The organism is Streptosporangium fragile (assembly GCF_039534445.1).
Lineage (GTDB): Bacteria > Actinomycetota > Actinomycetes > Streptosporangiales > Streptosporangiaceae > Streptosporangium > Streptosporangium fragile.
The window spans coordinates 1-12362 of sequence record NZ_BAAAVI010000007.1; the positions used below are offsets into that span (position 1 = coordinate 1).

The following is a 12362-nucleotide window of genomic DNA, read 5'->3' on the forward strand; positions in this document are numbered from 1 at the left end:
GCGCGGGGCGCGGGTGCGCGTGCACGGCCGCGACGGCTCGGCCAGCGACTGGAGCGCATGGTCGTGGGCGGAGGCGGGGCTGCTGGAGGCGGCCGACTGGCAGGCGAGGGCAGCAGCGCCGCCGTGGGACCTGCTCGCCGACACCGACGGCCCGGCGTCGTTGCTGCGCCGGGACTTCACCCTGCGCGGGCCCGTCGAGCGTGCTCGCCTGTACATCACCGCGCACGGCACGTACGAGGCCGAGATCAACGGCCAGGTCGTCGGCGACGACGTGCTCGCCCCCGGCTGGACCAGCTACCACCATCGCCTGCGCTACCGCACCCACGACGTCACCGCCCTGCTGCGCGAGGGTGTCAACACGATCGGCGCCACCCTCGCCGACGGCTGGTGGCGCGGCCGCATCGGCTTCGCCGGCGGCAGGTCCGCCGTCTACGGTGATCGCACCGCGCTGATCGCCCAGCTGGAGATCACCTACGCCGACGGCACAACGGACACCGTCGCCACCGACAGCGCCTGGCGCTGCGCGCCCGGCCCGGTCACGGCCGCGAGCCTCTACGACGGCGAGACCCACGACGCCCGCCTGCTCCCCGACGGCTGGTCACGGCCCGGCTTCGACGCCTCCACCTGGCTGCCCGCCGAGGTCCTGCATCACGACCCGGCTCTTCTGGTCGCGCCGACCGGGCCGCCCGTCCGCCGCACCGAGATCCTGCACCCGGTCGGCGTCCTCACCGGCCCGGACGGCGAGACCATCCTCGACTTCGGGCAGAACATCGCCGGACGGCTGCGCATCCGCGTGCAGGGCCCGGCCGGGCACACCGTCTCGCTCCGCCACGCCGAAGTCCTGGACAACGGCGCCCTGGCGCTGCGGCCGCTGCGGCACGCCGCGGCGCACGACCGCTACATCCTGCGCGGCGACGCCGAACCCGAGACCTGGGAACCGCGCTTCACGGTCCACGGCTTCCGCTACGCGCAGATCGACGGCTGGCCGGGGGAGCCACAGCCGGGGGACATCGTGGCAGTCGTCTGCCACACCGACATGCGCCCCGTCGGGGACTTCGACTGCTCCGATCCGCTGCTGAACCGGCTGCACGCCAACGTCCGCTGGAGCATGCGCGGCAACTACGTCGACCTGCCCACCGACTGCCCGCAACGCGACGAACGCCTCGGCTGGACCGGCGACATCCAGGTCTTCGCTCCCACCGCGGCCTTCCTCTACGACTGTGCCGGACCGCTGACGTCCTGGCTGGCCGACCTCGGCGCCGAGCACCGCCGTCACGGCACCGTCCCGGTCTTCGTCCCCTGGATCCCACTCGAACCCGTCCCCGACGTACTGCCGACTGCCGCCTGGGGTGATGCGGCGGTCGTGGTGCCGTGGACCCTCTACCAGCGCACCGGCGACCTCGGCCTGCTGCGGGAGCAGTACCCGAGCATGAGCGCGTGGGTGGACCAGGTCGCGGGCCTGGCGGGGGAGAGCTTCTTGTGGGACACCGGGCCGCAGCTCGGCGACTGGCTCGACCCGACCGCGCCGCCCGAGCGGCCCTTCGAAGCGCGGACCGACCCGTCCCTGGTCGCCACCGCCTACCTGACGTACTCCGCCGGCCTGGTCGCCGAGACCGCCGCACTGCTCGGCCGCACGGCCGACGCCGCCCGCTATCGCGAGCTGGCCGAGCGGGTCCGGGCCGCGTTCGACGCCGCATACGCCACGTCGGAAGGCAAGGTGACCGGTGACTCGCAGACCGCCTACGCCCTCGCCCTGCGATTCGGGCTCCTCGCCGGTGAGGAGCGCCGCGCCCGCGCCGGCGAGCGCCTGGCCGAACTCGTGCGGGCGAACGGCCACCGCATCGGCACCGGCTTCGTCGGCACCCCGCTCATCTGCGACGCCCTCACCGACGCCGGCGCCGTCGAGGACGCCTACCGGCTGCTGCTGCAGACCGAGTGCCCGTCCTGGTTGTACGCCGTCACCATGGGCGCCACCACCATCTGGGAACGCTGGGACAGCATGCTCCCCGACGGCGCGATCAACCCCGGCGAGATGACCTCCTTCAACCACTACGCGCTCGGCGCGGTCGCCGACTGGATGCACCGCACCATCGCCGGGCTCGCCCCGGCCAAGCCCGGCTACCGGCGGCTCGTCGTCCGTCCCCGTCCCGGCGGCGGTCTCACCCACGCCCGCGCCCGCCTCGACACCCCGTACGGCCGGGCCGAGGTCAGCTGGGAACGCACCGGGGAAGAGCTGACGCTGGCCGTCGTCGTGCCCGCGAACACCACGGCCGCCGTCCACCTGCCCACCGATCCGGACACCGCCGTCGACGTGGGGGCGGGACGTCACGTCTTCCGATGCGTGCCCGGAAGGGCGACCCGGTGATCCACGCACACGAGTTCCAGCACCAGAGGCGGACGCTGCGCGCCACGGTGCACGTCCCCGAAGGCGACCGATTCAGCCCCGGCACGATGAGCGGGGTCATGACTTGCCTGGGTGTGGCGTGGGTGTTGTGGGGGTTCGCGACTCCAGCCATCTCCGACCGGATCGGGCGTAAGCCGGCGCTGATCGGGTTCACGGCGCTGGCGGTGTGCTGCCCGCTCGCCGTGGTCTACGTCGAGAGCCCCGTGCTGCTCGGCGCGATCATGGTGGTCACCTACACCGGGCTCGGCTGCTTCACGCTGTTCATGGCCACGATCCCGGCCGAGACGGTGCCGCGCGCGGCACTGGCCACGGCGCTCGGCGTGATCATGGGTGTGGGCGAGCTGGCCGGGGGTTTCCTCGGGCCGATGATCGCGGGCTGGGCGTCCGACCAGTGGGGGCTGCAGGCCGCGATGTTCATCGCCGCGGGCGGCGCGCTGGTCGTGGTGGCGCTCTGCTTCGCGCTGAAGGAGACGGCTCCCGCCGTGCTGCGCCGCCGCGCGGCTGCCACGGGGGCCGAGGCCGGGGCGGCCGTATGAGGGCGGCGGTCTGGTACGGGGCCAAGGACATCCGCGTCGAGGACGTGCCGGTGACGCCGCCCGGCCCCGGCGAGGTGACGATCCAGGTGGCCTACTGCGGGATCTGCGGCAGCGACCTGCACGAGTACGCCGACGGGCCGCACGCCATCCCCGTGGGGGACCCGCACCCGGAGTCCGGGGTGGCCGCGCCGCTCGTCCTGGGGCACGAGTTCTGCGGAACCCTCTGCGAGGTCGGCGGCGGTGTTCGAGCCGGCCGCCGTCGCCCTGCACGCGGTGCGCCGGGCCGGGATCCGCCCCGGAGAAACCGTCGCCGTCCTCGGTCGGACGGGGCGCGGCGCGAGAGGGCGCGCTCGTCGCCGCGCTGAGCTCCCTGCTCGGCGGGCTGGCCGCGTTGCGCGGCGGGCACGAGCCCGCCGACGCCGAGCGGGCCGTGCTCGACCTGCTCAGGCAGCTCGCCGAGGAGCGTACGGGCGGGCGGCCGGGACCCGACGCCTACCGGTCGCAGCTCATCGTGGCCGAGGACTACATCGAGCGGCACCTGCACGACCCCTGCCTCGGAGCCGCCCAGGTGGCCGGGGTCATGGGCATCTCGGTGCGGCACCTGGCGCGGATCTTCGAGTCGACCGGCAGGTCTCCGGCGCGGCACATCATGGAACGGCGTTTGGCCAGGGCGCATCAGGAGCTCACCGGACCCGCGGCGCGCAAGACCACGATCGCCGACGTCGCGCACCGGTGGGGGTTCTCCAGCCAGGCCCACTTCGCCCGCCTCTTCCGCGCCAGGTTCGGCCTCACCCCGAGCGAGGCCCGCGCGGAGGCGACGAAGTAGCCGACACAGCCGAAGGAGAGCAGCGCGAACATCCGCCGGTGCGGTACAGGGCTCCCGCGGCGACGTCCGGGGAGCCCGGGACCGATGCCGGGAGCGGGTCAGAGGTCCAGGTCCGAGCGGCCGAAGCGGTCGCGCAGGAAGCGGCCGTGGTCGCGCAGGGCCTGCTCGTCGCCGTGGTGCACGGCCTGGGCGACCTCGCGGAGCTTGGCGTCCAGCAGGTCGAGCTGGGAGAGCAGCTCCTCGTGGGCGCTGCGCTCGCGGCCGGCCCGCCGGGTGAGCGCGTAGCCGCGGGGCAGGTTCGCGTACGCCTCCAGACCGGCCGGCAGGTAGGCGCGGATCGTCTGCGAGACGATATGGAGGTGGTCGGGGGAGGCGGTGAGCACCTCGGCCCGGTCCAGGATGCCACCGAGCACGCCGGCCAGGTCGCCCAGCCTGGCCCGCACGTCGTCGGGGAACCGTTGCGCGCCCTCCACCTTACGCAGCAGCGCGTCGAGGTCGGCCCGGAGGCCGGCGGTCTCGACCTCGGCGTGGGAGACGCGGAGGCGCACCCGGTCCGGCGGGGCGAGCAGCGCGCCGACCCCGTACAGCCCGGCCACCACCACCGGCCAGTACGCCCCCGCCAGGCCGAGGAAGTGCGCCGCCAGACCGGCCAGCGCCAGCGCGCACCCGGCGATGTTCCGGGTTGAGCCGAGGTACCTCAGCACCCGCTCACCGGACACGACGGCCCCCGCCGCGCGCCCGCCGCGGGACCGGGGCCGGCGCGCCCGTCCCCGCCCGGTGCGCCGCGTCCCGGTCACTGGTAGCCACGGATCTCCTTGAACGCCGCGGCCAGCGACCCGGTGCGGGCGTCGAAGACGGCGCCCCGGGTCAGGGTGGCGACCTTGGTCATCTCCTCGACGTCGCTCTCGCCGAACAGCACGACGAATGTCCGCACCCGCCGCAGCGCCTCGGGCAGGGTCCGGTAGAACTCCTCGAAGTCCTCGTAGGAGGCGCCGTCGGTGTTCTCGCCGTCGGTCATGAGCACGATCGAGGTGTAGTGGTCCAGGCCGCCCGAGGGCGCCTGGACGTAGGCGGACTTCAGCCCGTCGTAGATGGCGGTCCCGCCGCTGGCCCGGAGCCCTTCGGCGTAGGACCTGATCTCCGCCAGCACCGGCTGCGGATCCCGCTCCGGCAGGAGGAACGTCCGCGGCGGCCCGGCGCCGTCGTTGAAGGGGATCATCACCACGTTCTCCCGGCTGCGGAACCGCGAGAACACGCCGGAGGCCGAGGTGTCGGCGCCGGTGAGCGTGACCAGCGCCCGCCGGAGCGCGTCGATCCGCTCGCCGCTCATCGACCCCGAGGTGTCCAGGACGAACAGAGCCCGGGCCGGGACCCGCACCTCGTCCAGGTAGGCGGTGATCAGCCCGTCGGCGGCGCTCCTGCGGTTGGGGAACGGCAGCTCCAGCAGCGGCGCCGAGCCGAACTCGGGGCCGGGGCGGACCTCGGGCACGATCGGCCGCCGGTGGGTGACGGTCATGATCTCCCGCTGCACGCCGGGCGTGCGCAGCCAGGAGGCCAGCCTGTCGTACAGCTCCTTCTTGCCGGGCTCGGCGGCGGCCAGCAGGGTCAGCGGGTAGTCCGCGGTGACCACGCCGTCGCTCGGGTACACCAGGGTCAGGCCGTCGAGGCCGAGCAGCACCGACTCGTAGTTCACGATGCCGTCCACCCCGCCCTCCTTCGCGTAGGCGTCTGCCAGCCAGCCGGAGGAGCCGGAGGTGAGCCGCTGGGCGGAGAAGAACTCCTTCAGCTTCGGCGTGACCGCGGAGATCTGCTCGGCGGTCAGCGCCCCGTCGGCGTCGGACAGCGCGGCGGCCACCCCGACCAGCGCGGAGAAGCCCGAGTTGGAGGAGGCGGGGCTGGTCATGCCGAAGGTGAAGCGTCCCTCCCGGGCCGCGGTCGCGATCCGCTCCCAGGTGACGCCCCCACCGGTCCAGCCGAGCTCCCGCGCCTTGGCGGTCTTCAGGCCCAGCACCACCGGAGAGGCCATGATCTTGGTCTCGGTCGAGAGCCGGGCGGCCGCGCCGTCGACCAGCGACAGGTAGCGGTTGGAGGAGAACCAGACGGCGTCGTAGGCGCCGTCCGCGCCGCCGCTCGCCACCTGCTCGGCGCCGTCCAGCGTGCCGGCGTAGGAGACCCTGACCTTCACCCCGGACCGCCGCAGCAGCGGCTCCATGTCCTTGACCTCGCTGCCGGCCAGCACCCGCAGCACGTCGGGGCCGTCCTCGGCCTCCCCGGAGCCTCCGGGGGCGGAGCACGCGGCCAGCGCCAGGGCCGCCAGCAGCGCGAGCGCCGCCGCGGTCCGGCGCGGGCGGCGGCCCCCGGGCCCCACCGGCTCCCCGTGTCCTCCCGGCGCCGCGCTCCCGTCCGGGTGCGCGGCTCCCGGGGCGTCCGGCCCGCTCACGGCGTGTCCTCCCGGCGGGAGCGCTCCAGGTACGTCCTGGCGTGGTCCAGTTCGACGCTCAGGCTGTCCACGGTCGTGGCCATGCTCTCCACGGCCTTCGCGCGGAAGGAGTCGATCATGTCCATGGTGGCGTAGACGTCGTCGAAGGCCTTGCGCAGCGATTCCATGTCCACGGCGGTCGAGGCGGCCCGGGTCTGGACGGCGCCCGCCTGGGTGCGCAGCATCTCGCCGGTCGCCTGGATGAGGTCGCCGGTGGTGGCGTTCAGCGCGGAGATCTGGTCGAGCACCAGCTTCTGGTCGGCCAGGGCCTGCGCCACGGTCACCGCGGTGCGCAGCGCCGCGACGGTCGTGGTGGCGGCCCGGTCGACGCCCTTGCTGAGCTCCAGGTTGTTCTTGCGGATCAGGTCGAGCGCGAGGTAACCCTGCACGGAGACCGCCAGCTGGGTCAGGATGTCCTGGTGCTTCTGCCGCACGGCGAACAGGGCGTCCGAGCGGAGCGCGGTGGCCCTGTCCGGGTCGGTGACGTCCAGGGTCAGCAGGCGCTCCTCCAGCGCGGCGTCAAGCGTGGCGGCCAGCACGGCGTACTCCTGCAGGCGGGTCATCGCCTCCCACAGGTTCGCCTTCTCGCCCTCGATCGCGGCGTTGTCCCGCAGCAGCTCGTCCTGGCCGGAGCGCAGCGCCCTGATGATGTCGTCCAGGTGCTTCTGGGCCGACTGGTATCTGGCGAAGTAGTCGCGCAACCGGTCGCCGAAGGGGATCAGCCCGAGCAGCCTGCGCGGGCCGCTCGCCGCCTGCTTCGGGTCGAGGTCGACCACGGTGCGGCGGAGCGCGACCAGCTGCCCCGCCACCCGGCTCTGGGCGTCGGCGGCCTCTCCCCGGGCCGAGGCGAGCGCCGCCACCGGGCGTTTCAGCATCCGGCCGGCCACCTGTGAGGCGGCGCGGATCTCACCGTCGCCCATCGAGGAGATGTCGTGCACCTTGCGGGTGAAGCCGGGCGCCCGGTGGTCCGTCGCGGCCAGCTCCGCGGCGAACTCCCGGGCCTTCGCGTCCAGTTCGGCCTCGCGTTCCCCGGAGAGCGGGAGCATGGTGGCCGCCTTCTCGGCCGGGACGGCGGCGACGGGAGCGGGCGGGGTGAGCGTCAGGTCGCTCTCGGCCACGTCAGGATCCTCCTTCGGCCTGCGGTACGGCGCCGTCCGCGTAACGGCGCTCGATGTGGGCGACGAGTTCCTCCAGGTGCTCGTACGTGGGCGGTTCGACCACGTCCACGAGGTCGCGGGCGGCCGGCGCCCGGTGCCCGGCGACCAGGGCGGCGAAGGCCCCGGGGTCGGCGGTGCGGAACCCGTGCCGGGCGGCGAGCGCCCGCAGCTCCGGGTCGTCGGTCAGCAGCCGTCCGACCTCGGCGGCCCGGGGGGTGAACGGCACCAGGGTGTGCTTGCTCAGCACGGTCGGCGCGGGGTAGATCAGCCGCATCTCCGGGCGGATCGAGCCGTCGCCCGCGAACACCCGCGACAGGTACTGGGCCTCGTAGATCATGACCATCGGCGTCTTGCCCGACCCCATCGCCAGGTAGTCGGTGAACGGCGCCTCGGTCGACGACTGCGAGTAGCCCTGGTCGAGGAAGAGCGGCGCGACCGCCTCGGCCACCTCGGGGACCCGGGCCGAGGAGGCGACCACGTCGTCGCCGTTGGCCACGTAGGAGGCCATCGCCAGGTACATCGCGGCGGAGTTGGAGGTCCTGACATCGGTGGTGGTCAGCAGCATCCGCTTGCGCGCCGGGTAGGCGGTGTTGCCGGGCAGCCGGTCCCAGCGGGTGCCCTTGGCCACCAGCTTCAGGTATTCGCCCATGTCGAGCACCTGGTGGCCGCGGCCCGAGTCGCGCACCAGCCCCGCCCCGGTCAGCACCTCGGCGATCGGCTGGAACGTCGCGATCGCCATGGGGGAGTAGAAGGGGGAGAAGGTCTGCGCGACCTTCCTGTCACGCTTGATCTTCTCGGCCGCCGGGAGGCTGGAGGGGAACGCGAACGCGTAGTCGTCCAGCGTGACCTCGGTCGCGATCTGCCGCGATCCGGCGGTGTCCACCTGGACCCGGAGCCCGTGCTTCTCGAACGCGGCGCGCACCCGGGGGTCGTCGAAGAACGCTTTCTTCTCCGAGCCGATGACGCCTCGCACCACGGCGGGTCCGGCGCGCCGCCCACCGTCCCCGTCCCGGCCGCCCAGCACGACCGCGGCCACGACGGCGGCGCCGAGCAGGAGCGCGAGAGCGATGCCGATCGGCCTTTTCATCACACTCCTTATCCCGTGCAAAGCCCCTATGGGGGGAATTATGAGATCGCCGGGAAAGGCACGTGCGCTGCTTATCCGGGTAGGCGACAGAATTAGGGGGCTGTTCATTCGCTCGTCATTCAGGAGGGTGCGGCGCATGCGCATGAGGTCGTGGCTGAGCGGGCTGGACCGGCGGCTGTTCGCCAGGGTGGCGGGCGCGAGGCTGCACGGCCTCGAACGGGCCGTGCCCGTGCTGTCGCGCGCGGCCGACAACTCGCTCCTGTGGGCGGGGCTGGCCGGGGCGCTGGCGGTCAGCGGCCGCCGGCCGCTGCGCCGCGCGGCGACCCGGGGCCTGCTCGCGATCAGCCTGGCCAGCCCGCTGGTCAACCTTGTCGGCAAGCAGGCGTTCGGCCGGAACCGGCCGTCGGTGGACGGGCTTCCGCTGCCCCGGCTGGTCAGGATGCCCGTCTCGGCGTCGTTCCCCTCGGGCCACTCGGCGTCGGCCGCCGCCTTCGCCACCGCCGTGGCCCTGGAGGCGCCCCGCGTCGTCGCGGCCCCCGTGGCGCTTCTCGCCGCGGCCGTCTGTTTCTCCCGGGTCCACACCGGGGTGCACTATCCGGGCGATGTGCTCGCCGGAGCCGGGATCGGCCTGGCCGCCGGGCTGATCACCCGGCGCATCTGGCCCGACGCCGCCGAGGCCGGGCACGCCCGGGCCGCCCTCACGGCGCCCTCCGTGCGGCTCGACCCGGAGGGCGAGGGGGTGGTCGCCGTGGTCGACGGCTCCACGGGCGACGCCACGGCCGCCACCGGGACGCTCCGGGCCGCCCTGCCGAACGCGGAGATCGTCGAGGTGGAGCCGGGCGCGGACCTGGCCGCCGCGGTGCGCCGGGCCGCCTCACGCGCCAAGGTGCTCGCCGCGGCGGGCGGGGACGCCGTGGTGAACCTCGCCGCCCAGGAGACGGCGGGCGGGGCGACCCCGCTGCTGGTCGTCCCCACGGACGCGAACGCCCGTTTCGCCCGCACGCTCGGCGTGGAGAGCGTGGAGGAGGCCGTGGACGCCTACCGGCGTGGCGACCTCGTGGCCGTCGACGTCGCCGAGGCGGCCGGCCGGACCTTCGTCAACACCGCGAGCCTGGGCGTCTACCCCGCGGTGGTGGAGCGCAGGGAGCGCCGGCAGGGCCGTATCGGCAAGTGGCCGGCCCTGCTCTGGGCCATGGCGGAGGTGCTCGGCTCGGGCGGTGCGCAGCCCGTCGAGCTGGTCGTGGACGGCGTGCCCCGGCGGGTCTGGATGGTCGTCGTCGGCAACTGCCGCTACGAGGCGCGTGGCGCCGCGCCGACCCGGCGCCAGCGCCTGGAGGACGGCCTGCTGGACATCCGCGTGCTCGCCGCCGCGGACCGGCTGCCCCGGTTGCGCGTCTTCCTCAGCCTGTTCGCCGGCCGGGTGAAACTGTCGCGCCACTACCAGCAGTGGCAGGCCGACACGTTGCGGATCTCGTCGCCGTCGGGCCGGCTGACCCTGGCCCGCGACGGTGAGACGTTCGGCGCGTACGGCGAGGTCGAGTTCACCAAGCGCCCCCGCTCGCTGCTCGTGATCCGTCCGGGCGGCTGAGCCCCGCCCCCGCCCCCGCCCCCGGCCGCGGGCCGGGCGGGCGACGCCCGCCCGCCACCGGGCGGTGCGGGGCCTCCGTGTACGGTGTCGCTCGGATCCGATCCCGTGGCGATGCGGGAAGCGTTTCCACCTGGCCGACGCTCGTCTCGCACACCTCTGCCGGAGTGGAACTCCGGAGCGGCACTCTGAGAACCGGGGAGGACTGTGGCAAGGGGGGAGACGCGGCGCGCGATCCTGGCGGCGGCCCTGAGGATCGTGGCCGAGTCCGGGCTGGACGCTCTGACGGTCGGCCGTCTCTCGGAGGTCTCGGGGGCGTCCAACGGGAGCATCTACCATCACTTCGGCAGCCGGGGCGGGGTCGTCGGAGAGCTCTACCGGGAGAGCTTCGCCGATCTCGTCGGCGCCATGACGCCCGCCCTCGACGGGCGCCCGGCCGAGGTCGTCGTTCCCGAGCTCGCCGGCCGCTTCCTCGACTGGATCCGGGCCAACCCGGTCAGGGGCGGCTTCGTCTACCTGGCCTCCGCCCGGGGGGTACCCGGGGGCGAGGGGCCGGCCGCGTTCAAGGCCGAGGTCATGGCGCCGCTGGCGGCCTGGTTCGGCGCCCGCGCCGCCGCGGGGGAGGTCAGGGCCGTCCCGGTCTGGGCACTCGACGCGGTCGTCATGGGCCCGGCCCACGAGTGCGCGCGCCGCTACCTGGCCGCGCCCGGCTCCTTCGACCTGGATCTCGCCCGGGAGGAGGTGACCCGGGCGGTCTGGGCCATCGTCCGGCCCGGCTGACCCCTCTCGTGGCCGGTCACTGCCGTTCCTGCGGCCCGTCGGGATAACCCGGTGGCTGCTCATGGAGAGACAGGGCATCCTGGTCGAGGGCTCTGAGCCCATGCCTTTGTTTGACGGACAGTGATCGATACCGAAATAGTTGGACAAGTGACTGCCCCTCGTACCCTCACCCTCACCATGGTCACCCTGCTGACCCTCACCGCCTGCACCTCCACCGTGGACGACCCCGTGGTCGGCCCGCCCGTCGCGGGAGGTGTCGCCGGAGCGAACCGTTCCGGCGACGGGCAGAACTCGGCGCCCCCCAGCGCCGCGGCGCTGACGCCCGACCAGTACCGGGCGGAGCTGGAGGAGGCGCGCGGACCGGTGCGGAAAGCGGTCAAGAGGCTGGCCGGGACCACCAAGCTGACGAACCTCGGCAAGCGGCTGGGCGAGACCGCCACCGCGATCGACGGCGCCGTCGAGCGGCTGGCGGCGCTGGCCCCGCCGGCCGAGGTGAAGGCGCAGCACGACGCCTACGTGGAGGCGCTGCGCGGCCTCTCGGTCGCCTTCGGCAGCGCCCGGCAGGACGCCGAGGCGCAGCATGTGTGCACCGGCCCGGCCGCGCTGAGCAGGATGGGCAAGGCGGGCGAGCTGGCCGACGTGGAGAAGGCCGCGGAGACGCTGGCCGGATACCCGGCGGGCGTCATCTCGGTCAAGGTGGCCGGGGAGCGCAAGCGCCGCCTGCCCAACGGCAGGCTCATCACCTCCGAGGGCCTCCCGGGACGGGCCTACCTGGAGGTGAAGAACGGCGGCAAGCAGGACGCCGTGATCGTGCTCGTCCGCGGCAGTAAGAAGGCCGTGACCGTGTACGTCCGCGGGAAGTCGAAGTTCAGGATCCAGGGGGTCCGGGACGGCAACTACAAGGTCTACTACTCCACCGGCGAAGACTGGGACTCCAGGGCCCGCACCTTCACCCGGACGTGCTCCTTCGAGCAGTTCGGCGAACCTCTCCGGTTCAAGACCAGGCAGGTCGGGACGCAGATCTCCTGGGACAACTGGACGATCACGCTGCGCTCCGCCACGGGCGGCAACGTGCGGCCCAAGACGGTCAAGCCGGGCGACTTCCCCGCCTGACCGTGTCGTCCCCTGGCGCCGGCCGGGCGCCCGGGGACGACACGGGAAAACGAAGACCGCGATCTCTCGACGAGATCGCGGTCCGGGTCGTCCCCCCGAGCTCGGATCAGGTCGAGAAGAGCATGCCCACCCAGCTGCGCTGGCGGTGGTGGCCGTAGTGGCCGTGGTGCGGAGCGCCCCAGGCGGGAGCGCCGTGCACCGGCGGCGGCGGCGGGGGCGGGGGAGCGGCGTGGAACTGGCTCTCGATACGGGTCAGCGTCTCAAGCTCGCCGTAGTCCAGGAAGATTCCGCGACAGCTCTCGCACTGGTCGATGTGAACGCCGTTGCGCTCGTACGTGCGCATGGCGCCCCGACACTTCGGGCACTGCATGTGGTTGGTCTCCTTGCTCGGACAT

General features: G+C 73.7%; 12 protein-coding genes. 7 read left to right on the forward strand and 5 right to left on the reverse strand.

Going from position 1 to position 12362, the window contains the following annotated elements:
- From ABD841_RS06540 to ABD841_RS06555, 4 genes are all read left to right on the forward strand, one after another.
- The coding region (locus tag ABD841_RS06540; protein WP_344968868.1) for a glycoside hydrolase family 78 protein at positions 1-2365 on the forward strand (2365 nt) is incomplete at its 5' end.
- A complete protein-coding gene (locus ABD841_RS06545; protein ID WP_344968870.1) occupies positions 2338-2940 on the forward strand; it encodes an MFS transporter in 603 nt (200 codons plus the stop codon). The genes ABD841_RS06540 and ABD841_RS06545, both read left to right, overlap by 28 nt.
- On the forward strand, positions 2937-3305 hold the full coding sequence (locus tag ABD841_RS06550; RefSeq protein WP_344968872.1) for an alcohol dehydrogenase catalytic domain-containing protein: 369 nt from the start codon (positions 2937-2939) through the stop codon (positions 3303-3305). The genes ABD841_RS06545 and ABD841_RS06550 overlap by 4 nt, the downstream gene beginning before the upstream one ends.
- A gap of 26 nt (positions 3306-3331) precedes the next feature.
- Positions 3332-3766 (forward strand): helix-turn-helix domain-containing protein, encoded by a 435-nt coding sequence (locus ABD841_RS06555; RefSeq protein WP_344968874.1) that lies wholly within the window; start codon positions 3332-3334, stop codon positions 3764-3766.
- Between the two features lie 98 nt (positions 3767-3864).
- Here ABD841_RS06555 and ABD841_RS06560 read toward each other — a convergent pair whose 3' ends face one another.
- The 4 genes from ABD841_RS06560 to ABD841_RS06575 form a co-directional block, all read right to left on the reverse strand.
- Positions 3865-4470, reverse strand: coding sequence for a hypothetical protein (locus tag ABD841_RS06560; protein WP_344968876.1), 606 nt, complete (start codon positions 4468-4470; stop codon positions 3865-3867).
- A gap of 89 nt (positions 4471-4559) precedes the next feature.
- Positions 4560-6206 (reverse strand): vWA domain-containing protein, encoded by a 1647-nt coding sequence (locus tag ABD841_RS06565; protein WP_344968878.1) that lies wholly within the window; start codon positions 6204-6206, stop codon positions 4560-4562.
- Entirely contained in the window at positions 6203-7363 is a 1161-nt protein-coding gene (locus ABD841_RS06570; protein WP_344968880.1) for a toxic anion resistance protein, read from the reverse strand. The genes ABD841_RS06565 and ABD841_RS06570 overlap by 4 nt, the downstream gene beginning before the upstream one ends.
- Before the next feature lies 1 nt (position 7364).
- Complete coding sequence (locus ABD841_RS06575; RefSeq protein WP_344968881.1) at positions 7365-8489, reverse strand: hypothetical protein; 1125 nt, start codon at positions 8487-8489, stop codon at positions 7365-7367.
- A 136-nt stretch (positions 8490-8625) separates the two neighbouring features.
- Between ABD841_RS06575 and ABD841_RS06580 the strand changes: the two genes are divergently transcribed.
- From ABD841_RS06580 to ABD841_RS06590, 3 genes are all read left to right on the forward strand, one after another.
- Positions 8626-10077 (forward strand): bifunctional phosphatase PAP2/diacylglycerol kinase family protein, encoded by a 1452-nt coding sequence (locus ABD841_RS06580; protein WP_344968882.1) that lies wholly within the window; start codon positions 8626-8628, stop codon positions 10075-10077.
- A 204-nt stretch (positions 10078-10281) separates the two neighbouring features.
- Positions 10282-10854, forward strand: coding sequence for a TetR/AcrR family transcriptional regulator (locus ABD841_RS06585; protein WP_344968884.1), 573 nt, complete (start codon positions 10282-10284; stop codon positions 10852-10854).
- A gap of 147 nt (positions 10855-11001) precedes the next feature.
- The gene (locus tag ABD841_RS06590; protein WP_344968885.1) at positions 11002-11967 is read left to right on the forward strand and encodes a hypothetical protein; all 966 of its coding nucleotides are present in this window, start codon (positions 11002-11004) and stop codon (positions 11965-11967) included.
- A 106-nt stretch (positions 11968-12073) separates the two neighbouring features.
- Here ABD841_RS06590 and ABD841_RS06595 read toward each other — a convergent pair whose 3' ends face one another.
- The gene (locus tag ABD841_RS06595) at positions 12074-12337 is read right to left on the reverse strand and encodes a TFIIB-type zinc ribbon-containing protein (protein WP_344968887.1); all 264 of its coding nucleotides are present in this window, start codon (positions 12335-12337) and stop codon (positions 12074-12076) included.
- Positions 12338-12362 lie beyond the last annotated feature (25 nt).